19 protein-coding genes and 1 riboswitch are annotated in these 23,297 nt (G+C 40.4%); of the genes, 9 read left to right on the top strand and 10 right to left on the bottom strand.

Features of this window, described 5'->3' with window-relative positions; genetic code table 11:
• Positions 1-28: 28 nt before the first annotated feature.
• On the bottom strand, positions 29-1,693 hold the full coding sequence (locus Q8W26_RS01270; RefSeq protein ID WP_101213107.1) for a M1 family metallopeptidase: 1,665 nt from the start codon (positions 1,691-1,693) through the stop codon (positions 29-31).
• 178 nt (positions 1,694-1,871) lie between these two features.
• Between Q8W26_RS01270 and Q8W26_RS01265 the strand changes: the two genes are divergently transcribed.
• Positions 1,872-2,537: a PolC-type DNA polymerase III gene (locus Q8W26_RS01265; protein ID WP_101213108.1), complete on the top strand. Its 666-nt coding sequence runs from the start codon at positions 1,872-1,874 to the stop codon at positions 2,535-2,537.
• A gap of 63 nt (positions 2,538-2,600) precedes the next feature.
• Entirely contained in the window at positions 2,601-2,891 is a 291-nt protein-coding gene (locus tag Q8W26_RS01260) for a hypothetical protein (RefSeq protein WP_101213109.1), read from the top strand.
• Between the two features lie 3 nt (positions 2,892-2,894).
• On the opposite strand, the gene Q8W26_RS01255 is transcribed toward Q8W26_RS01260, so the two are convergent.
• Complete coding sequence (locus tag Q8W26_RS01255; protein ID WP_101213110.1) at positions 2,895-3,188, bottom strand: ribbon-helix-helix domain-containing protein; 294 nt, start codon at positions 3,186-3,188, stop codon at positions 2,895-2,897.
• Between the two features lie 34 nt (positions 3,189-3,222).
• Positions 3,223-3,783 carry a DJ-1/PfpI family protein gene (locus tag Q8W26_RS01250; RefSeq protein ID WP_101213111.1) on the bottom strand — a complete coding sequence of 187 codons (561 nt, stop codon included), beginning with the start codon at positions 3,781-3,783 and terminating at the stop codon, positions 3,223-3,225.
• Between the two features lie 167 nt (positions 3,784-3,950).
• Here Q8W26_RS01250 and Q8W26_RS01245 point away from each other — a divergent pair, with 167 nt between their 5' ends.
• From Q8W26_RS01245 to Q8W26_RS01235, 3 genes are read left to right on the top strand one after another with little or no spacing between them, the layout of a single operon-like run.
• Complete coding sequence (locus Q8W26_RS01245) at positions 3,951-4,682, top strand: ABC transporter ATP-binding protein (RefSeq protein ID WP_305471963.1); 732 nt, start codon at positions 3,951-3,953, stop codon at positions 4,680-4,682.
• 4 nt (positions 4,683-4,686) lie between these two features.
• A complete protein-coding gene (locus Q8W26_RS01240) occupies positions 4,687-7,056 on the top strand; it encodes an ABC transporter permease (RefSeq protein ID WP_101213113.1) in 2,370 nt (789 codons plus the stop codon).
• Positions 7,053-8,279 carry an efflux RND transporter periplasmic adaptor subunit gene (locus Q8W26_RS01235; protein WP_101213114.1) on the top strand — a complete coding sequence of 409 codons (1,227 nt, stop codon included), beginning with the start codon at positions 7,053-7,055 and terminating at the stop codon, positions 8,277-8,279. Before Q8W26_RS01240 ends, Q8W26_RS01235 begins: the two co-directional genes overlap by 4 nt.
• A gap of 55 nt (positions 8,280-8,334) precedes the next feature.
• Here the strand turns inward: Q8W26_RS01235 and Q8W26_RS01230 are convergent, their stop codons facing one another.
• Both Q8W26_RS01230 and phaR read right to left on the bottom strand, forming a co-directional pair.
• Entirely contained in the window at positions 8,335-8,706 is a 372-nt protein-coding gene (locus Q8W26_RS01230) for a phasin family protein (protein ID WP_305471961.1), read from the bottom strand.
• Positions 8,707-8,994: 288 nt separating this feature from the next.
• Positions 8,995-9,435: a polyhydroxyalkanoate synthesis repressor PhaR gene (gene phaR / locus Q8W26_RS01225; RefSeq protein WP_101213116.1), complete on the bottom strand. Its 441-nt coding sequence runs from the start codon at positions 9,433-9,435 to the stop codon at positions 8,995-8,997.
• Between the two features lie 329 nt (positions 9,436-9,764).
• Between phaR and Q8W26_RS01220 the strand changes: the two genes are divergently transcribed.
• Both Q8W26_RS01220 and gbpA read left to right on the top strand, forming a co-directional pair.
• Entirely contained in the window at positions 9,765-10,982 is a 1,218-nt protein-coding gene (locus Q8W26_RS01220) for a polyhydroxyalkanoate depolymerase (protein ID WP_101213117.1), read from the top strand.
• Between the two features lie 162 nt (positions 10,983-11,144).
• Positions 11,145-11,240: riboswitch (cyclic di-GMP riboswitch) on the top strand.
• A gap of 110 nt (positions 11,241-11,350) precedes the next feature.
• Positions 11,351-12,799, top strand: coding sequence for an N-acetylglucosamine-binding protein GbpA (gene gbpA, locus Q8W26_RS01215; RefSeq protein WP_101213118.1), 1,449 nt, complete (start codon positions 11,351-11,353; stop codon positions 12,797-12,799).
• A gap of 40 nt (positions 12,800-12,839) precedes the next feature.
• On the opposite strand, the gene Q8W26_RS01210 is transcribed toward gbpA, so the two are convergent.
• The 4 genes from Q8W26_RS01210 to Q8W26_RS01195 form a co-directional block, all read right to left on the bottom strand.
• Positions 12,840-14,573: an alpha/beta hydrolase gene (locus Q8W26_RS01210; protein ID WP_101213119.1), complete on the bottom strand. Its 1,734-nt coding sequence runs from the start codon at positions 14,571-14,573 to the stop codon at positions 12,840-12,842.
• A 67-nt stretch (positions 14,574-14,640) separates the two neighbouring features.
• On the bottom strand, positions 14,641-15,435 hold the full coding sequence (locus Q8W26_RS01205) for a phasin family protein (protein WP_101213120.1): 795 nt from the start codon (positions 15,433-15,435) through the stop codon (positions 14,641-14,643).
• 226 nt (positions 15,436-15,661) lie between these two features.
• On the bottom strand, positions 15,662-16,870 hold the full coding sequence (locus tag Q8W26_RS01200; protein ID WP_101213121.1) for an acetyl-CoA C-acetyltransferase: 1,209 nt from the start codon (positions 16,868-16,870) through the stop codon (positions 15,662-15,664).
• Between the two features lie 32 nt (positions 16,871-16,902).
• The gene (locus tag Q8W26_RS01195; RefSeq protein ID WP_101213122.1) at positions 16,903-17,649 is read right to left on the bottom strand and encodes an SDR family oxidoreductase; all 747 of its coding nucleotides are present in this window, start codon (positions 17,647-17,649) and stop codon (positions 16,903-16,905) included.
• A 488-nt stretch (positions 17,650-18,137) separates the two neighbouring features.
• Between Q8W26_RS01195 and Q8W26_RS01190 the strand changes: the two genes are divergently transcribed.
• Entirely contained in the window at positions 18,138-19,154 is a 1,017-nt protein-coding gene (locus Q8W26_RS01190) for a cytochrome-c peroxidase (protein ID WP_305471953.1), read from the top strand.
• Positions 19,151-22,144, top strand: a complete 2,994-nt coding sequence (locus tag Q8W26_RS01185; protein ID WP_101213124.1) for an EAL domain-containing protein — start codon at positions 19,151-19,153, stop codon at positions 22,142-22,144. The genes Q8W26_RS01190 and Q8W26_RS01185 overlap by 4 nt, the downstream gene beginning before the upstream one ends.
• Positions 22,145-22,173: 29 nt before the next feature.
• Here the strand turns inward: Q8W26_RS01185 and Q8W26_RS01180 are convergent, their stop codons facing one another.
• Entirely contained in the window at positions 22,174-23,202 is a 1,029-nt protein-coding gene (locus tag Q8W26_RS01180; RefSeq protein WP_305471951.1) for a HupE/UreJ family protein, read from the bottom strand.
• Between the last annotated feature and the right edge of the window lie 95 nt (positions 23,203-23,297).

Below are 23,297 nucleotides of genomic sequence, written 5' to 3'. Positions count from 1 at the left end.
CCGTGTTATTGCCAATGGAGACGAAGGTTTAATTACCTAGAATATTGAGCGAAGCAATATAAAAATCAGGGTCGACACTGAAACTTGGTTTATCTGACTCTGTTTTTATCTTTGTCCATGTTACGGTGGGTGTTATCCATTGAACTTTACCATCAATTGTTACACGAACGGGCATGTTGAAGCCTGAGATTACATTGCTCCAACGAACTTTGATTAAGCGATCTTGCACAAAATATTCTAATGTTGGAATACGGTAGTCACGTAGGTATTGATCAAAGACTTTACTCAAATCCTTACCCGAGTGCTCAATCATGTACGCTTCAATTTGCTGTGACGTCACTGTCTGGTGATAAAAGTGCTGATTCAAACCACGTAAAATATCACGCCATTTTTTATCATCATCAATGATTTGACGGATGGTATGTAACATATTACCGCCTTTATTGTACATATCTCCTGAGCCTTTACGGTTTGCGTTATACACCCCAACGATTGGCGTCTTATTACTTATTCCTGCACGCATGCCGCGGATATATTCGGCCGCTGCTTGTTTTGAATAATGGTATTCTAAAAATAAACTTTCAGAGTAATTGGTAAAACTCTCATGAATCCATAAGTCGGCAACATCTTTATTGGTCAAGCTATTTGCAAACCATTCATGGCCTGTCTCGTGAACAATGATAAAGTCAAACTTCATTCCCCAGCCTGTTTGGCTTAAATCGCGCCCCTTGTATCCATTATTATAGCCATTGCCGTAGGTTACTGAGCTTTGGTGTTCCATCCCTAAGTAAGGAACTTCGACTATTTTATAGCTATCTTGATAAAACGGGTAAGGGCCAAACCAATACTCAAAGGCTTCAATGGTTAATTTTGCCTGTACGAACTGCTGCTGTGCTTTACTAAGATTGTCACGCAACACATAATAATTCATGTCAAGTCGGCCGTGCTCACCTTGGTACGTATCGCCAAAGTGTACATAGTCACCGATATTAATATTGACGCCATAATTATTGATGGGGTTGGTCACTTGCCAATGGTAAGTTTTTGTTTGGCGTTTGGGGTGATTATCTATCCCAACTAAGCGACCGTTCGAGACACTCATCAAATGCTTTGGCACCTCTGTACTGATCAAAACACCATGGTCTGGTTCATCATAGGGGTGATCTTTATTTGGCCACCAAATACTCGCGCCAATACCTTGGTTGGCACTGGCGATAAAAGGCAATTCATTGTTATCTTGTTGCCAAGTTATACCGCCATCCCATGGGGGCTTTATGGCCTCTTTGGGCTGCCCTCCAAAATGCATAGTTAGTTGATATTCTTTACCAACGTGTTGCTGCTCGAGTAAGGTAATTAAATAGCTGTCACCTTGTTGCTGAACGGCTAAGGTTTTATCTTGCTGAGTGACTTTGTATAAATGCATTGGCGGTTGTAGCTCAATTTGCAAAGCGCGTTGTTGGCCAATGACTTGATAGGTCATAACATTGGTGCCATTGATCGTTTTTGTCTCAGGTTCAACCTTAACTGTTAAGTGATAATGATGCACATCCCACCATGCACGTTCAGGGGTAATAGAGCCCCGTAAGTTTTCTTGTGCGGTGATAGGGGGTGTATGCTCATGGGCGGTTAAAGCGCTAGGGCTAACTAGTAAAACAAGACTGCAAGCAACGATTAGTGCTATTGTTTTTCTCATGATGTTTGATAAAAGTGGTTAATTGTTAAGGTAATATAGCACTGAGATAATTAAGCTTGCCAGTACTGCAAATAAATATTCTCTTCATACCATTAATTTGTAACAATATCGCGCTAGTAGCTGCTTGTGAGCAGTGTCAGTATGAATACTAGACCCTAACTAACTTTGAGTGAGTATTATGGTAAAGCCATTAGCGAGTGGTAACGAGCCATCAGCATTAGCAGACAACATCGTTGTATTAGATTTTGAAACAACGGGGCTCTCGCCTGATAATGGTGATCGTGCCATTGAAATCGGTGCCGTGCGTATTCGTAATGGTGTAATTGTTGAAGAGTTTCAGCAATTAATGAACCCTGGGCGGCAGGTAAATACCTTTATTGCCGATTATACAGGTATAAATAATCACATGTTAGCCAATGCCCTGCCATGTGCTGAAGTCATGTCGCAATTTTGTGAGTTTCTAGGTGAAGATAACCTACTTGCACACAATGCATCTTTTGACCAACGTTTCTTAGATAATGAACTGAAGTTAATTGATCACCATTATTCTGGAGAGTTCACTTGTTCTTTACTCATCGCGAGGCGACTGTTGACGGAAGCGAAGAGTCATAGCCTGGGTAATTTAGTTAAGCATTGTCAGCTTGCGGGGGATGGACAGTTTCACCGAGCGTTATTTGATGCGCAAATGACGGCTAAGTTATGGTTGGTGATGCTAGATAAAATTAAAGTGGATTATGGTATCGAACAAATCACTTTCTCATTAATGCAGCAAATTAGCTGCACCCCAAAAAAGTCAGTGGCTAAGTTATTGCAAAACTATCATGTACAGCAGTGCCAATATTAATATCAGTATTCTGTCTTTAATGGCTAATTTTGTGTTCAGGACAATTAAAACTAAAGCGGTTATATGAAAAAGAGTGATAAAAAAATTGAGAGTCGGTTAGTTAAGCAACTGCGTGTCGCTTGCGATGAACTAAAAGGTGCTTGTGATGATTTTTTGTGGCTGAGTCATCAGGTGAATTACCAAAGTTTTCCACAATCATTGGAAATAAATGTAATGTTTGCCGAATTTGCCGATATTGAACAACTTTCTCAAAGCTGTCAGGGGGATGAGATTAGAGCGATTATAGCCTCTCAATTAATTAAAGCAGACATTCGTTTACCTAAGCCGCAACAGCAAATAGTTTTTAACCAATAGTCGTCAAACGAGCTCGGTATTGGTTAGCTTTAATCGCTGCTCATTATTCATATAGGTAACACATGCAACACGAAGTAAGGAGCTAAAGTTACTGTTATCATCATTACGCGCTTCCCGTTCATTATAGATACGGGAGATGAAGGTTGATAATTTAAGCTCCTCTGCCGCGGCGATTTGATTTAATAATTGCCAGAAGACTTTCTCTAAGCGAATACTCGTTACCACACCGTCGATACGGACAGAGCGAGTTACTTGTTCAAAGAGTTCAGGTTCAGCATTTGAATACAGATCACACACAACATTTCCTTGAGTTTTTAATATCAGTTCCAGTCTAAGATAACAGCTGGTGGAATTGACGCAACCATTGCGGGTGAGCTGGCCATGCTGGTGCTGTAACAATGTTACCGTCAGTAATTGCTGAATCAATCTCGATTTCTTGGTAAATACCGCCTGCAGCTGTGACCTCAGGCGCACAGGCGGGGTAGGCGGATATTTTTTTTCCTTCAACAACATTTGCTGCCGTTAATAATTGTGCACCATGACACACCGCAGCAATCGGCTTATTACTATTTGAAAAATACTGCACTTGCTCAATAACTAGTGGATTCAGGCGCAGATATTCAGGAGCGCGACCACCAGGAATTAATAACCCGTCGTAATCAGCTAGTGAAATGGTGGCAAAGTCGGCGTTAAGAGCAAATAAGTGACCAGGTTTTTCGGTGTAGGTTTGATCCCCTTCAAAATCATGAATTGCTGTTTTAATAAAATCACCTTCAACTTTATCGGGGCACACTACATCAACGCGATGCCCTAACGCTTGTAGGGCTTGAAACGGAACCATAATTTCATAATCTTCAACAAAATCACCTGCAATAATTAGTACTGTAGCCATGTTCATTCCTTAGTTTTTATTGGTCAAAAAAGTAGACCTGCTCAAGCTATCAAAAGAACCTAGATAACGGGTATTAATGGGATACTACATTAGTACTTTTGATAAAAAGTCAGCTTTGCCTCAATAAAAAGCCATGCCGACTATACTTGGAGCAGAGGATTGAGAAGATGGGTAGTTCTAAGGGGGCCCCGATGGATGCTGCTGTTTTTAGTACGAAGGACTTAACGAAAACCTACCGCAGTGGTGACACTGAAATTGCAGCTTTACGTGGCGTCGATGTAGATATTTTTTCTGGTGAAGTGGTGGTGTTATTAGGCCCATCGGGCAGTGGTAAGTCGACATTCTTAAACATCATTGGTGGGCTCGATGTACCCAGCAGTGGTCATGTAATGTTTAACGGGGTAGATATTGCTAGTTTTGATGAGGCTGCATTAACCAACTTTCGGCGTCACAATCTTGGCTTTGTTTTTCAAGCGTATAACTTAGTCCCCAGTTTGACTGCACTTGAAAATGTTCAATTAATAGTAGAGATTAGCGAACGATCAATTCCGCCTAAGCAGGCGCTAGCCAGTGTCGGTTTAGAGCATCGCCTTGACCATTTTCCTGCGCAGCTATCCGGGGGAGAGCAGCAGCGAGTTGCCATCGCGCGTGCGTTAGCAAAACAGCCACAGGTATTACTCTGCGATGAGCCTACGGGAGCGCTTGATAGTCAAACAGGACTTAAGGTACTTAATGCCTTAATTGATGTTAATCAGATGTATGCAACCACTTGTATCATTATCACACACAATGCGTCCATTGCTAAACTAGCGCATAGGATCATTTACTTTAATGATGGTCAGGTTAGTCATATTGAGAGTGGCCTTACGCCGCAAACAACCTATCAAGTAGATTGGTGATCAGATGTTATTGAGTGCACTCAATAAAAAGTTAGTACGCGACATGATGCGGATGAAAGGACAATTATTAGCCATTGGTGTGGTGATTGCAGCTGGGGTAGCGGTGTTTGTGATGGCATTTGGTGTACTCAGCAGCTTAACGTTATCGCGAGATAATTATTATCAACAATATCAGTTTGCTGATATTTTTAGTGTATTAAAACGCGCACCGCACTCTTTGAGCAGCCTAATTCGAGACATTGAGGGTATTGAGGTTGTAGATGTGCGGATTGTCTTTCCTATAACTGTTCCTCTGGAAAATGTCACAGAGCCCATCTCAGGCAAAGTCGTTTCGTTACCTCAAGTCGACGGTCATCACTTGAATCAATTACACCTACGGCAAGGGCGGATGCTAACGAGTGATGACCCTCAAGGTATTTTAGTTGAGGAAAGTTTTTTTAATGCCCATCAACTTGGTTTGGGTCAAAAGATTCCTATCATGCTTAATGGGCATAAGTTACTTTTTACTATCGTAGGGACGGTGTTATCTCCAGAATATATTTATAGTATCGCTCCTGGAGCTATGATGCCTGATAGTTTCCGCTATGGTGTTTTTTGGCTTAATAAGCCTGTGTTAGCGGCAGCTGTTGATATGCGCGGCGCGTTTAATGATGTGGTTATTAAAGTCAAACCACAAAGTAACATAAAAAGTATACAAGCTAGCTTAGATAGCCTTTTAGCGCCCTATGGCGGGTTAATTTCTTATCCGCGCAGTGAGCAGCTTTCTAACTTTTTTATTGATAATGAACTTAAGCAATTACGCTCTTTAGGCATGGTTGCTCCGTTTATCTTTCTTGGTGTTGCAGCGTTCATCATTAATGTGGTGATGTCACGAGAAATTACGATGCAACGTGAACAAATTGGTATGCTTAAGGCCATTGGCTATCGAAATAGTCAAATTGTGTGGCATTTTTTGACCTTAGTGCTAGTCGTGGTTAGTTTAGGGGGATTACTAGGCCTTGCTATTGGCTATCGTTTAGCTGTTGGGATGACGAAAATGTATGGTGATTTTTTTCATTTTCCTCAACTACATTTTCAATTCTCACTAAACATTGCAGTATTTGCTTTAAGTATTTGTATCATTGCAGGGGTATGCGGGGCACTAATGGCGATAAAACAAGCGTCGAAGTTGCCTCCAGCACAAGCTATGCGCCCACCAAGCCCAATGGATTACCGAAAAACATATTTGGAGTACTTAGGAGTCCATCGCTTTTTATCATTTCTATCACGAATTGTGCTGAGGCAGGCGGAGCGCCAGGCCGTTAAATTCTTATTATCAACACTTGGCGTTGCAGTGGCGGTTGCTGTGCTTATTTTTAGCTTTTTTATGGAAGATTCCATTGACTATTTACTCGATGTTCAATATGAACAAACGCAGCGGGAGGATATAAACTTGAGCTTGATTAAACCAGTCAACTATCAAGCAATGGAAACCGTTAAAGCACTCACTGGTGTGTTAAAGGTTGAGCCAATTCATCGTGTTAATGTGCGTTTTCGTTATGGGCATTATCAAAAAAAAGGGGTGATATCGGGGTTAGTGGCTCAGCCGCAATTAGCTAGAGTCGTTGATCAATCACTGCAAGCGAAACCAATCCCAAACAATGGTGTGTTACTTAATGGCAAACTTGCTGAATTATTAGCAATTGACGTTGGGCAGTCATTAATCATAGAACGCCTTGATGGCAAACGGCAGCAATTCGCGTTAACGGTGGTTGCAATTAACCATGATTATATGGGATTGGGCGCTTATATTGATATTGACGCACTTAATCGTCTACTCGACCAGCCGCCATTATTGAATGCAATGGCTTTAATGATTGATCACAACAATAGCAGTCAATTGTATGAACAACTCAAGCAAATCCCTCAAGTGATAGGGGTTAATATCGTTAGTGTTCTTAAACAAATATTTGAGCAGCTCATTGCTGATAATTTGTTAAAAATGGTCTCGATAAATATTATTTTTGCTGGCGTAATAAGTTTTGGTGTTATTTACAACACAGCACGGATAGCGTTATCTGAACGAGGCCGTGAACTGATCACTCTTCGCGTACTAGGGTTTCGACGTGGTGAAGTCGCATACATTTTATTTGGTGAGTTAGCATTGGTCTGTTTATTTGCATTGCCCTTGGGTTGCGCTATTGGTTTTAGCTTAGTGGCAGGAATGATCTCATCCCTTGATAGTGAATTATTCCGTATCCCCTTTGTCATTGAGGCATCTACTTATGCGACCGCTATTGTGATCGTTATCATCAGCGCGGTGCTTTCATCTTATATTGTGTGGCGGGATGTTGAAAAAATTGATTTAGTCAGTGCACAAAAAGGAGTGGAATGATGAAAAGCTCACCCCTTAAACGGGCCATTAAAGCGTTATTATTAGTAATTGTGGCAATGAGTTTAGCATGGGCTTTTTGGCCAAAGCCACAGTTAGTCGATGTTGTCAGAGTCGGGCGAGGGAATTTTATTATTAGTGTAGCGGGAGAGGGGAAAACACAAATCCCAGATATCTACGTGTTATCGGCACCTTTTAATGGACGTATAAATCGCATTGATAGTGAAGCAGGAGATTTTGTTATCGCTAATCAGTCTGTTATTGCAAATATGCATCCTGTGAATCCACAGTTTTTAGATAAGCGCTCTGAAATACAAGCACAGGCGGCTGTAGAAGGTGCCAAAGCTGCGCTCAACTTAGCAAAAGCTCGAGTTAAACAGGCTCAAGTGTTACTTGATTTTGATTTGAGTGAATACCAACGAACCAAGTTGCTCTATCAGAAAAAGGCAGTGTCAAAACATCAACTTGATCACACTAAAATGCGTTTAGAAACGCTACGGGCAGAAGTAGAAACAGCTCAATCACAGCAAAAAGTTATGGCTGCGCAATTAGCAGCAGCGAAGGTGCGTTTATTACAGCCAGACCACTTGAAAGATATTACAGTCAATGACTGTCAAGTGTGCGTGTATTCTCCAATTAACGGCCAAGTACTAAAGATTTTACATAAAAGTGAAACGACCGTGAATGCCGGCACCCCATTAGTTGAAATCGGTGACCCCAAACTACTTGAAGCAGTGATTGAGCTTTTATCAACACAAGCAGTTAAGGTGAGTGTGGGGGATAAGGCCATTGTTACTCGCTGGGGAGGCGAAGAAAATATTAATGCTAGAGTACGTTTAATTGAACCCTCTGGCTTTACAAAAATATCAGCATTAGGAGTTGAAGAGCAGCGAGTCAATGTGATCTTAACCTTGGTTGATCCTGTGACTAAGTGGCAAAATTTGGGCAATGCGTATCGAGTTGAAGCGTCTATTATTGTCGATCATGTAAGTGACGCTTTAACGGTTCCGCTATCGGCGTTATTTAGGTACAACCAGCAATGGGCTGTATTTGTTATTGCTGATAGTCAAGCTATGTTAAGGCCAGTGACGATAACACGACGTAATGAGCTATCCGCCGAAGTGGCAAGTGGTTTGGAGGATGGAGAGTATGTTGTAATTTATCCCAGCAATCAGCTGCATACGGGCGATAAAGTGGCAGTAAAAAATAAAAAACCGATACGTTAATATCGGTTTCTTTAGAACTTAAATTCACGCCGTTATTGTTAACAGCTATTCCAGCTTATGCAGATTGCTTAGCTACTTGATTTAAGTTTACGTTTAACTGTGATGCTTGTTCTTGTGCGAAAGCGCTGAACTCGTCACGAACTTTAGCTGTGATTTCAGCTAGCTCTTGATTTTTAACGTTAAGCTTTTCACCAAACTCTTTAGAGATTTTAGTTTGCTCTTCAGTTAAATTTTGAACATCTTTCGTTTTAGTCAAAACGTTTAAGCTTTCAACACTTGCTTCTGTAGCTAATGAAATAATTTCCATTTGCTTTTCTGCTAATTGGTTCCACGCTTGTAGGTTAAGTTGACCAAACGCATCAGCACTTTTAAGGCTCTTTGTGCTTACTTCTTTAAATAATTTCATGTTGTCGTCTAAGTTAATCATGGTAATCACTCCTAAGTTAAGTTTTATTGTGCACTGCAATATGTTGCAGTGCATCATAGGGTGTTTTTTAAACAGGGTCAACAGTGAAAAATAAAAAACATTTAAAATTTTGGATTTTTTTCTAATAAGTAGATTGGATAGCGGTGGTGTACTTTAAAAGTTCTTTAAAAAATAGCAGCTTGGTGTATCTGGACTGGGGGTAAGTGCAAAGGATTAGACTTTAAGCTAATCTCTCACCTCCAATGGGTTTAGTGGTGAGAGATAGAGAGAAAGGATTTATGCTGTTGGTTATGACTTGTCTTTATTGTTTTGGTTAGACTGGAAAAAACTGTTTTGCATATCCGTCCACATTTTCATATTTTGCTGTGCCATATCAGTCATGCTCTTAAGAGGGTCTTGCTCAGAGGGCGTAAATAAATGCTGCTGTTTAGTGAATGCACTTAAGCTGTCTTCTAGGTACTGACCGAAAACGCCTTGTACTGCGCCGCCATAAAAGCGTATTAAGTGTGATAAGGTATTTTCGCTAAACAATGGACGGCCGTTTGATTCTTCATCCATGATAATTTGTAATAAAATGGTACGGGTAATGTCTTCATCAGTATTCTTATCGACGACTTGAAACTCGATTCCAGCCATCACCAGATCTTTAATATTCGATAACGTAATATATTTGCTTTGTTCTGTATCGTATAAGCGACGGTTAGGATACTTCTTAATAATCCTTGGCATGATAAAGCTCTCGTTTAACTAAATTACTAACAGTGTACCTTTGAATGACAACTTTAGCTAACACCTTTATTAACTTTATGTTTATTAATAGATTTTTTTGTCTTTAATGATATAGATCAAGTTGTGTGACACTAATGTATAACATAAAACAGCGCTATCATGGTTGATCTTTAACCAAAATTAACGCTATCATAGCCCTTATGTTGCACCGCACAAAATAATAATGGTGCTTTCTAGTATAGATAATTCCAAAAAAGTCATATTAGCATCGGCTGATGGAAGATGAGTTATCTATTTGTTATAAAAGGCTTTAGTTAAAAGGTAATTCTATGTTATATCAAATACATCAACGCTATATGGAAGCTGTGTCACCACTTAATAGCTGGATGCAACAAATGCAAGATTTTTGTAATCATCAGTGGTCACCACTTAATTATACGTTTGCAGGTAAAACCATTGCAGCGACGGCTGAAGTTATTGAGCGTTGTACTGGAGTGTATGATCGCCCTGAGTTCGGTATTGAGTACGCAGACATTGGAGGTAATAAAATTGCTATTAAGGAAGATATAGTGATTAGCAAGCCTTATTGTAACTTACTACACTTTAAGCGTAATGGTGACTATGATCACCCGAAGGTGTTACTTATCGCTCCAATGTCAGGCCATTATTCGACATTACTGCGCGGTACTGTTGAGCATTTCATTGGTGATCATGAGGTGTACATTACGGACTGGATCAATGCTCGTGATGTACCGTTAAGTGAAGGTAGTTTTTCATTTGATGATTATGTTAGTTATTTAATTGATTTCTGTGAGCATTTAAAAGGCGATTTCCATATCGTAGCGGTCTGTCAACCGACGGTACCTACGGTTGTTGCTGCTTCTGTTATGGCGCAGCACAAATCTGAATTTCAACCTAAATCAATGTCATTACTTGGTGGTCCAATTGATACGCGTGTTAGTCCGACTGAGGTTAATGAGTACGCTATTTCGAAAGAGCTTGAGTGGTTTGAAAATAATGTAATTTGTACCGTGCCAGATAACTTCCCTGGTGCAGGGCAACGGGTTTACCCTGGGTTTATACAGTTAACAGGCTTTTTAAGCATGAATCTTGACAATCATATTAATAAGCATTTCACTTTCTTTGGTGATTTAGTGAAAGGTGATGGTGATAGTGCAGAGAATCATCGCCAGTTTTACAATGAGTACTTAGCCGTGATGGATATGCCAGCAGAGTTTTATTTAGACACGATTCGTCATGTATTTATCGAGCATCAATTACCAAAGGGTGAGATTACATATCAAGGTGAGTTAATTGACTCAACGACAGTCACTGATGTCGCGTTATTGACCATTGAAGGTGAGAAGGATGACATCACTGGTGCTGGGCAAACCGAAGCTGCTCATGATATTTTAACGGGAATACCGAAAAATATGAAACAGCACTATACTCAACCTGAAGTTGGTCATTATGGTGTATTTAATGGTCGCCGATTTAGACAAGAGATTGGCCCAAGAATTAAAGCGTTTATCCAACAGTATAATTAATCAATCATAAAAAATATCAAGGCCGCTATTTTAAGCGGTCTTTTTTTGTCATTGAATACAGGTTATTCCTCCTAAAAAATAGTTTCATTATAGATAATAACCATAAGTTATTGAATTATATAATCTAGCTTGCTATCCTCACTCGCGCAGTACATATTACGCTGTAGAATTTGGCAAACTGACTGAAAAGTCAGGACGCAAAGCTTCCAGTCTAAAAGTTAACAATATTGTTTAACTCATGATCGTGGGGTTGCCTTAGTAAAAGGAGTTTACTAAGTATGAAAAAAGGAGCTTGAAGACTATCGAGCTTTTTCACCTGCCTGATCCTACTTGTGTTGCTGTTAAAATCGCAATTTACAAGGAATCAAATGACTAAACTTCATAAAAAACTATTGGCTCTCTCACCAATAGCTGCATCGTTATTATTACCAATTTCATCGACTTCGCTAGCACACGGCTATATTTCAAAGCCTGAATCAAGAGGCTACCTGTGTCGACTTAATGAAAATTCTGCGTGTGGTAGCGTGGTTTACGAGCCTCAAAGCATCGAAGGGCGAGATGGTTTTCCTAGTGCTGGGCCTGCTGATGGTTGGTTAGCGAGTGCGGGGCATCGTGCATTTTCCCAACTCAATCAACAATCAATTAATCGTTGGACTAAGCGACATGTCAAAGCTGGCGCGACAGAGTTTAGCTGGACATTTACCGCCCCTCACTCGACTAAGGACTGGCGTTATTTTATTACTAAACCAGATTGGAATCCTAACCAAGTGCTCAGTCGTGATCAATTTGAAGCGGTCCCGTTTTGTGAATATTCCGGTCACTTTAAACAGCCACCCAGACAACTAACCCACCTGTGTAATATTCCTGCTGATCGCAATGGTTACCATGTTGTTTTAGGGGTTTGGGATGTTGGTGATACACCGATGAGCTTTTATAACGCCGTAGATCTGATGATTGACAACGGTGATGTGGGTAGTGTCGAATGGGTTGATGTCGGAGATATTTTTGCCAGCCGCGATCTCGCCAAAGGTGATAAAGTTATTGCTCGTGTGTTCAGTGAAAGTGGTGAAGTTGCTTCATTAGCTATTGAGTTAGAAATCTTATCTGCACTCGAGGGTGAGAAACTGCGCTGGCCGCAACAGCTCGCACAATTAATTAATCAGTCACAAACTTGGATTCAAGCGGGGCATATCAATGAAGACAATGATATTGAGCCAACGCAAGGCAAGAATGAAATTTTTGCGCAGCGAAGCTCGGGGATCACTCGTGTTGAGCTTGCTTTTGAGCTTGCACCTTTACCTAAACCTAAATTTAGTGCTGAAGGTGTTAAAAAGCATTATTACATTGATGAAGGGCAAGTGACATTTGACGTTGATGTTGATATCAGTAAACCTGCACAAGTAACCTTAGCGCTTAATAAAGTAGGGCAACAGCTACAGAGTAAAACATTTAACCTTGAGTCTGGTTTAACACCACTTTCATTAGCCGTGAGCCAGTTACAAGTTGGCCATTATAGTTTATCGGTGAGCTACATTGCGGAAAATGGTACATCCGACAAGAAACATTTCCACTTAGATGTTTTAGCAAAAGGAGACCTGCCAACCGAACCTGAGCCTATTACAGAGGCGGAATATACATTCCCTCAACATTTGAATCAGTATAAAGCGGGAACCTTGATTTATCAGCCAAAAACCAACAAAACCTATGAGTGTAAACCATGGCCATATAATGGCTATTGTGTTCAGTGGTCTGAAAGTGCAAACCAATATGAGCCTGGTGTTGGGCAGTATTGGTCAATGGCGTGGATTGAAAAATAGTAAAAAAAATACCGCTTAACGCGGTATTTTTTTGAATGTCTTAATCCATATCATCAATTTTGATTTTGACATAACGCCCTGGAGCGGGTTCAATGACTTGATGTTTCTCATTACCGTACTCTGGGGCTTTTACTTTTTTCCCGGCACGTTTCTTAAGCCATTTATCCCAATGTGCCCACCACGAGCCATCATGTTTCTCAGCTGTCTCTAACCAATTATCTGCCCCTGTGTCTAATTGACCATCGGCCCAGTAATGGCGACGGTTTTTGGAGACTGGGTTAATGACACCGGCGACATGCCCACTGGCACCTAGTACAAACTCATTATCACCACTTAATAGCTCAGTTCCTTTGAACGTGCTTTTCCACGGAGCGATATGATCGCTGATGGTTGAGAGGAAGTAACAAGGAATATCAATGCTTGATAAATCGATAGATTCCCCAGCAATGGTTAATTCATCAGCACTGCTCAAATTATTATTGAGGTACATTTGTCTGATGTAGAATTGGTACATCTCATAAGGTAGATTGGTTGAATCACCGTTCCAGTACAAGATATCAAATGGGGCAGGTTGCTTACCTTTTAAGTAGTTATTAACAACATAGCTCCAAATTAAATCATTTGCACGTAGCATGTTGAACGCTGTTGAAAGTTGACGACCACTCAGCACACCTTGCTGTTTAGCTTGATGTAATAATGCATCAACTTGCGGCTGATCAATAAATACTGATATTTCACCAGGCTCTGAAAAATCAAGCAAGGTGGTTAAGAAAGTTGCACTGTTAACCGGCTTTTGATTGCGCTTGGCCAAAACGGCCAATGAACTTGCTAATAATGTGCCGCCAACGCACCAAGAAACCGCATTTAGACTTTTGGTATTAGCAATGTCATTAACCACACCAATCGCGTTGATAATGCCATCCTCTACATAATCATCCCACTTTAAGTGACCCTGTTGCTTACTTGGGTTTAGCCAAGAGATTAAGAAGGTATTCTGGCCTTGTCCGACGCAGTAATTGACAAATGAATTATGCGGTTGTAAATCTAAAATATAAAATTTATTAATACAAGGCGGTACAATCAGTGTTGGTTTGCTGTAAACCTGCTCGCCTCGTGGTTTGTAATGAATTAACTGGAATAATTCATTCTCATAAATCACTGCACCCTCTGTTGTTGCAATGTTTTCCCCTAAGCTGAACGCTTTTTCATCGGTCATACTGATACGACCTTTTTCCATATCACAGATAAGGTTTTTTAACCCGTCCACTAAGCTTTGACCATTGGTACGAATGGCTTCGTTAATGACTTCTGGATTAGTTGTTGCAAAGTTGTCTGGTGACATTGCATCAGTATATTGCTTTGTATAAAAATCAAGCTTTTGCTGTTCATGCTCTTCGAGCCCTGCATTGGCAGCGACTTCACTTAGAATATTTGACGTGATTTGATATGATTTTTTGATGTAATCAAAAATTTGATTTTGTAATTGTTGTAATGGCACGCTGTCATCACCTGGAGCACTTTCATTTGCTGCAGGGGGAGATTGTTCTGTTAATAGCTGATTCCATAGAGCGACTTGTTGTTGCTGAAAGTTGGCCACATTATTTAACCAAGACGTCGGGTCTGTAATATTAGCGGAAGCGAGTTCATTCCATTGCTGATTAAACTGTTGAATGGTTTGTTGGGTTTGATCCGAGGATAAACTACTCAGCATTTTATTCGTTTCGTTGTTGATTAAGTCGAAAAATTCTTGATTCATCGCTTGAAAATTATCCATGTGGGTCGCTCCAATATGAAAGGAGGTAATTAATCTTCATTAATTACCTTCCCTGTAGTAATACAACTTATTTCGTTTTCTTTACTTCGGTCGCTTTGTTATTGACAGCCGCTGTTGGTTGCTTAGCCGATGATGTAATTGTCTTTGCTAGGCTTGGTGCTGGCTTTGCTTCTTGCGCGGGCTTAGTTACTTGTGTCGGTTTAGCGACAGCTGCTTTAGGTGCAGGCTTAGCGTTTGGCGTTGGTTTCGACACTGTTTTTGGTTCGATGGCAGCTTTTTTCGCAGGAGTAGGTTTCGCTGGTATCGCTTTCTTCGCGACAGGTTTTACTGCTGCCTTAGGTTCAACTTTTGGTGCAGCCTTTACGGGCGCCTTTTTCGTTGCTTTTTTCACTGGTGCCGTTTCTTTGGCCACTGGTTTAGCTTTTGTTACTGGCTGCTTCTCAGCTTGTTTAACTTCTGGTACCGAGCTAAAAGGGGTAACAAGACTGCTCAATGGGCCATAACCTTCAAATGTCGCTAGGGGCTGAAAGTCAGCAAACGCATTTTGTAGCGCTTGTGATTTAAGCTCTAAGTATTGCTGGTAATTGGCTTGTGCCTTATGGAAAGTGTGATTTAAGTTCTCTGAAAAATTAGCCAACTCTATGCGTTGTTGCTCAACATAGGTTTGTTGGGCTTGCAAAACTTCTTGGCTGTCTTGAGCGTTGATAACTTTTTCAGCTTGCTGACAAGCTTGATTTAGGCTATCAGAAAGAAACTGAGTATTAGAGCTTAGAATATCAACCCATAAAGCACCAGTGGCTTTAGAGATGTTTAAAAGAGGGTCGAAAACTGCTGGCGTTGAATCTTGATTTTGAGTTGTCATAACTAATCCTTTATTCATACGATTGATGTAATTGTGCGCTGCAACATTTAATGTGTAATTTATGCCTATTTTTTAGTCATGTCAATCATGAAATTGTCATATTTTAGGCTAATAAGTGAGAGTTCACGTTAAAAATGATGTAGATCAGAAAGGGCGGACATAAAATTAAGCTGACATCGAAGTGATTCGATATCAGCTTAAATAACGTGGTTAAAGTAGAGACAAATTAGTCAACAGCTTTAACAATCACCGCTGTTCCCATACCACCACCGATACATAGTGAAGCTAGACCTAGCTTGTCACCACGTTTTTTCATTTCGTGTAGTAATGTCACCATGATACGATTACCAGATGCACCCAATGGGTGACCTAACGCAATTGCACCACCATTAACGTTAGAACGTTCTTTTAAATCATCTAATGATTCATTATGTTCGGTACATAATGCTTTCATTACACCTAAAGCTTGAGCTGCAAACGCTTCGTTTAGTTCAAGTAAGTTAATGTCTTGTAGGCTTAAATCAGCTTGTTTTAATGCTTTAGCGACAGCTGGTACAGGACCTAAACCCATAATTGTTGGGTCGATTCCCGCTTGAGCATAAGAAACTAGTTCAGCAATAGGCTTAAGACCGTGTTGAGCAACTGCTTCTTCAGAAGCTAGGATGATTGCGGAACCACCATCATTTAGACCTGATGCATTACCTGCTGTTACTGTGCCGTCTTTCTTAAACGCTGGACGCATTTTAGCTAACCCTTCAGCAGTTGCATCTGCTTTCGGGTATTCGTCAGTATCAACAACAGATGTTTTACGACGAACAGTTACTTCTACAGGTGTCACTTCATCTTTGAATTTACCAGATTCTAATGCGCTAACTGCACGAAGTTGACTTTGTAGTGCAAAATCATCTTGCTCTTCACGGCTAACACCAATTTTTTCAGCAACGTTTTCAGCAGTGATACCCATATGGTATTTATTAAATACATCCGTTAAACCATCATCGATTAAGCTATCAGATAAGTTCATTCCGCCCATTTTGTTACCGTAACGGATGTCAGAGCTAACGATGAAAGGGTAACGAGACATGCTTTCGCCACCACAAGCAACAACGATGTTAGCATCGCCTGCTTTGATGTGCGCTGCAGCGTCCATCACAACTTTCATACCACTACCACAGATCATATTAACGGTATAAGCTGACGTTTCTTCTGGAATACCAGCAGCAATTGCTGCTTGACGGCCTGGTCCCATGCCTTGACCTGCTGCAATCACGTTACCCATGATTAGTTCGTCAACTGCATTTACGTCAACGTTACCATCAGCTAAAGCACCTTTAACCGCTTCGGCAGCTAATTGAGCAGCAGTGACAGATTTTAAAGCACCACCGAACGAACCAATTGGGGTACGCTTTGCTGCTACAATATAAATTTTAGACATTCTTTATTTCCTTATTATTATTCGATTCATGCTTAGTGCATGTATTGACCGCCATTGATGTTTAGTGTCTCACCAGTGATAAAACCTGCATCATCACTCGCTAGGTAGCTGATTGATTTTGCGATTTCTTCAGGCGTCGCTAAACGGCGTTGTGGGATTTGTCCTTTAATAGACTCAAGTACTTCATCTTTCAATGCAGAAACCATTGGCGTTGCGGTGTAACCTGGTGCAACAGCATTAACAGTCACACCTGAGCGGGCTGATTCTAAAGCAAGCGATTTAGTGAAACCAATCATCCCAGCTTTAGCCGCTGCGTAATTAGCTTGACCAAATTGACCTTTTAAGCCATTGATCGAGGTGATATTGATGATACGGCCACTGCCTTGCTCACACATTGTTTTAAAGATAGGTTGTGTGACATTAAATAAGCTATTGAGGTTAGTGTTAATCACTTCATCCCACTGCTCAAATGTCATGCGTTTGAATGTTGTATCACGAGTTAAGCCAGCGTTATTAACTAAAACGTCAACGCGGCCATATTTTTCCATTACTTCTTTAAGTGCTTGAGCACACGCTTGTGTACCACAAACATCAAGAGCAAGGGGAGCAACTTCTTCAGCAGTGAAAGATTCAGCTTGTAGCCACTCTTGTGCTGCGGTTTCTTTCCCTGGGCGATGTGTAGCAAGAACTAAATAGCCGTCATCTTTTAATTTATGACAGATAGCTGTTCCAATGCCACCCATAGCGCCTGTAACCAATGCAATTCTTTTCTCGTTCATAATAGGCTCCCTAGCCATGTTCGGTGTGAATACTTTATTACGACATTATTTAGCATAATGAACGTTTATTACCTTTTCATGAAACTGATACCAACACTGCTTAAGATGGTTTCGGTAAAACCACTCTATTAGCCCTAGTTTACTTTTTATACTATTCATAGGTAGTAGATCTAAGGGTTATATAAAAAGAAGATGTGGTTATTAAGTAGTAAAATTCGGGGGTGTAGCTAGGCTCATTCACAGTTTAGGATAGGCATTAACTAATATAATGATTGCTTTTCAATTGTTTATTTTTTATTTTTATTTGCAAAAATTAAGGAGAATGTGTGGGTTGGAGTTCATCATTTAGTATGAGTTTTTGTTAATCAATCTTTCACACCAAAATCGATTTATTTAAACCTATTTTGATTTATATCAAATGATAGCGCTTACCCTCTGCTATCTTTTACATTGGGTGTGTGCCATTTTCTATTAAAAGAGCGCGATTAATGTTGAAGTATCTCTTGATTGCTATCACTACCGTTTTGTTACTCTTGGTGATTGGAGGGCTTTTACGCGTGCCTGAAATAGAACATTCAGCACCAACGTCCAGTATTGTTAATCAATCATTTGTTAAATATGATGCTCGCCAGCTGAGTCCTCTTCCGCAAGAGAACAATCTTCCTCCGAATAAAGTTAAATTAGGTGAGGCGCTGTTCCGTGATCCAATTCTGTCGTCCGATAACACCACGGCTTGTGCTTCCTGCCACCATTTACATAGTGGTGGAGATGATGGTCTTGCTGTCGCTGCTGGTGTTTTTGGTCGAACGGGGACGGTGAATTCGCCCTCAGTTTTTAATAGCGTATTTAACTTTACTCAGTTTTGGGATGGGCGTAGTCCAAACCTTGAGCAGCAAATTGATGGTCCTATTCATAATGTTAATGAGCTAAATTCATCCTGGCCTGAGATAATCCAAAGGCTTAAACTAAATAAAGAATATTTAGATCGATTTTCCTTTGTATATAACGATGGCATAACCAAAGATAATATCATTGATGCAATCGTGACTTTTGAGCACAGCCTCATAACCCCCAACTCACTATTTGATCGCTATTTAAGAGGTGAGGAAACGGCATTACCAATTATTGCTAAAGTAGGTTATCAACGTTTTAAATCTTTTGGCTGCGTTAGTTGTCATCAAGGGATTAATGTTGGTGGAAATATGTTTCAGCGACTCGGTATTATGCAACCTTATTTCGACCCTTCATCGACGAACCCGTCGGATTTAGGGCGCTATAATATTACAAAGCGTGATATTGACCGATTTGTATTTAAAGTTCCAAGCTTACGCAATGTTGCACAAACGGCTCCTTATTTTCATGATGGGTCTGTGGCGACATTAGATGAAGCGATTGAAATTATGGCCAAGTACCAATTAGGCAAAGACATCTCAGCAGAGGATGTAGTAGCGATCAAAGCGTTTTTGAATACGCTATCAGGAGAATGGAAGGGCAATAAGGAATGAGTTTAACAATGAGACTCCCTCAAGGATTGAGAATTAGGCGTTTTGCATTGAGCATGAGTGGTGTTTTATTGTGCGCCATATTATTAACATGGCTTTATATACAAACTCAAACAGTTTCATCACAAGATCACTTAGATTACACTCAAAAACTAGAGTTAATGATGCAATATGACTCGGTTGTTGATAATGAGGTGTTAGCTAGTTATACCGGGTTAAGTCAAAACTACGACACTTTAGCGTTACATATGGGAAAACTGAGTGGCATATCGGCCGACTTAGCAAAATCACCTTCTTTTCTAACCGCTCAAGATAAGCAACGATTATTAAAGATCAATCAGGCGATACAAGTTAAGTTTGAACAAAAGTTGAGTCATGTTGATTTGTTTAAACGAGAACACGCAGTATATAAAAATTCATTTAACTATTTTAATCAACTATCGATGGAGTTAATGGATACATCAGAGTCAGTAGACTTCTTAGATAGCTTACAGAATTATATCCGCTTTAGTTTATATTACATTCAAAGCCCCGAGAAAAAAGTTAAAAGAAAAATCATTTATTTAACTGAGAAGCTCATGTTGATCGCTAAAAAGCATGAGCACCCAACAAAGGTTTTACTGCTGTTACAACACGGTGATGTTTTATTAAGTTACCGAGATAAAATAACAACGCTTCTCAATGAGCTAACACAACTACCTTTGGTTGAACTACAGCACCAATTAGTTGAGCAATATGCTCATAGCTACGCAAATGCCGCATCGAAGGTTGATTATTACCGATGGGCATTATTTGTCAGCGCGATCAGCTTAAGTTTATTTTTGGCTTACTTTATCTATCGACTGATGGCGACGCAGTTTTTTGTTAAACAAGTCAATAATGAACTTGTCGAGCGAATCAAAGCTCAGCAGTTGGTTGAAAATAAATTGAAGCTGCAAAATACGGCATTCATGAATGCCAGTGAAGCGATAGCCCTGACCGATGATAAGGGGGTGATTATTGATATAAACCCTGCATTCACGCGAATTACAGGGTACGAGCGCGCTGAAAGTATAGGTTTTAATCCACGCGTCTTAAAATCAGGTAAACATGACGATAAATTCTACAAAGCGATGTGGCACTCGATCAATTCACGAGGTTTTTGGCGGGGTGAGATCTGGAATCGGCGTAAGTCAGGAGAGATTTACCCAGAAATCCTTTCGATTACTGCGATTACTAACGAGTCAGAGTTAGTCACTAACTATGTTGCGGTATTTACAGACATCACTTTATTTAAAGCGCAAGAACAGCGTTTATCTCAAATGGCTTATTATGATGATCTCACTAAATTGCCAAATCGTGTGCTTCTGACCGATCGTATCAGTCAAGCAATGTCACAAACACTGCGTAATAAAACCCATATGGCAGTATGCTTTTTAGATTTCGATGGGTTTAAGCTCGTTAATGATATGCATGGACATCATGCCGGCAATAGCTTATTGATGGAGATGAGCCATCGCTTTAAACAGGTGATTCGGGATGGTGATAGTGTGGCTCGCATTGGGGGAGATGAGTTTGTTTTTTTACTCGTTGGATTAAAAGAAGCTCACGATTTTGAGTTGGCGATAGAGCGTATTTTAAAGTTAACTTCCTTACCTGTTCAGCTTAATGAGGTTGCGGTACAAGTGACAGCGAGCATTGGGGTGACCATTTATCCTCTTGATGACCAAGATGCCGATACTTTATTACGTAATGCCGACCAAGCGATGTATGCTGCTAAACAGGCAGGAAAAAATCGATACCATTTATTTGACCCTCAAAAAAGTAGTTTAGCGTTTAAACAAAATCAGAAGATTTCACGATTGGTTCAAGCATTTCAAGACAATGAGTTTGTCTTACATTATCAACCCAAAGTTAATATGCGTACGGGGGATGTGTTTGGTGCAGAGGCATTGATTCGCTGGCAACATCCTGAGAAAGGGCTCGTTGCTCCGAATGATTTTTTACCATTAATTGAAAATCATGACTTAATCGTAGAGATTGGTCACTGGGTTTTAGAAAGCGCACTACAGCAAATGATGCAGTGGCAAGCTCAAGGGTTGGATATTAAAGTGAGTGTTAATGTTTCAAGTCGTCAATTGCAACACCCGAGCTTCATTAGCGATTTAGAGGCGTTGTTAGACAAGTACCCAAAAATCCCCCATGAATCCATTGAGTTAGAAATATTAGAAACGGCCGCACTTGATTGTATTGATAACGTGTCTAATGTTATGAGTCAATCACAAGACATTGGGGTGGGTTTTTCTCTCGATGACTTTGGTACTGGATATTCCTCGCTCACCTACCTGAAGCGTTTACCGGCAACAACATTAAAGATGGATACCTCTTTTATTCGGGGGATGCTGGCTGACCCCGGGAACTTAGCTATCGTTCATGGCATTTTAGGGCTGGCGACAGCGTTCCAAAAAAACGCGATTGCTGAAGGTGTCGAAACGCTTGAGCATGGCGTTATGCTGATGAAACTTGGTTGTGTCAATGCACAGGGGTACGCAGTTTCAAGGCCATTACCTGCTGATGAGTTTGTCCAATGGACTGAGCAATGGAGTCTGCCTAATTTGTGGAGGCCTTATCAAGATATCTACTGGGAAGATATTGATTACCCTATTTTTGCCGCTGAAGTTGAGCACCGTTATTTTGTTGAACTCTTAAGAACTGCTGTTGATTCGCATATACCTATTACGTTGTTAAACATTGGTGATCACCGCAGCTGCCAGTTTGCAAAATGGTACTATCACCATGGCCGTGAACACTATCAATACTTAGATGTTTTTACGACGATTGAAAATAGCCATCAGCGTATTCACCAATTAGCGGGGGATATCGACAAAGCTATCAGACTAAATAGCATCGATGATGCAACAGCATTAATGCCCGAATTAATTGCAACGCGAGATGACATCATTCGAGCACTGGGCGAATTAAGTTTTGCTGTGGCGCTAAAGATCAAAAAATAATGGCCGCTTAATACGTTAGACGTTAAAAATCAGTCAATCCGCTGATAGTCTCCACGCACTTTTAAGGCAATTTTAATTGGAAATGGGTGAGGGTTTTTCCAGTACCAACCATGAGTTCCATCAAAGTCAGTGGTTAATGAACCATGAGATTGATTTTCGGTGGCTATTTTAAAACTTTTGAAGTAACCGCTTGTATCACCGGTCGGTTCGCCATGTAAGTCATAATATACCTTACCATTATCTGCTTGCCAGCTATACGCGATTGATGCTCCTTGGCTCATCTGTAGTTTATACTCGATGCCAGAATTAGGTAAAATTGCGATGCTAATTTCATCTTGCCACTGGTGCTGTTCAGCATATAGCTTGCGATCCTGTTGATAATCATTGATTTGACCAAGGCAAAGCCATACTCCCAACACGGCAAGGGCAGCGTTACTTGCTAGGTTCACTTTGCTAAATTGTTGATGATTTCGGATCTGGTTTAATATAAGCAACATGACAACAAGGGCTAGCACTTGACCTAGTTCGATCCCTAAATTAAATGACATGATATTGAGTAATAAAGCATTAGGGTCAAGCGGTAATTGTTGTAAACGTGTTGATAACCCTAAACCATGTATTAAACCTAGGGCAAAAATCATTACCAGCATATTTGGAGAATTTCGATTGAATAAGCGCTTAAACCCATCAACGTTATGAAATGCGATGTAACATAGGCTTAATGCAATAATTGCATCGATAAAAAAGTAATTCACTTGAACACTATAAAGCGTTGCCAGCACTAAAGTAATACTATGCCCTAACGTAAAGACACTTATATATTGAATGATTTCTCTAACTTTTGACAGACATAATACAATACCAAACACAAAGGCGAGGTGGTCATAACCTGAGAGCATGTGAGTGACTCCCAAACTGATAAACTCTAAGTTTCCGCCGTCGAGAATCATTTGTTTTTCTTGATCGCTCATGCCATGAGCGAAAGCGTTGACACTGATAAAAGTGAACAAAATGACCAACAGATTAGCTAAACGTTGATTGTATCGCGATATACTCATGTACTTATCTTCCATTAATTACCGATAACTGGTGCGTCGTTGCATTTTCGGGAGGGGGTTAGTGCTGAGTATGACAGTTTTGGACGTTGCTAAGA

This window comes from Psychrobium sp. 1_MG-2023 (genome assembly GCF_030689115.1).
GTDB lineage: Bacteria > Pseudomonadota > Gammaproteobacteria > Enterobacterales > Psychrobiaceae > Psychrobium.
The sequence above is the reverse complement of the archived record's forward strand: the minus strand, read 5'-3'. Positions and strand labels throughout refer to the sequence as shown.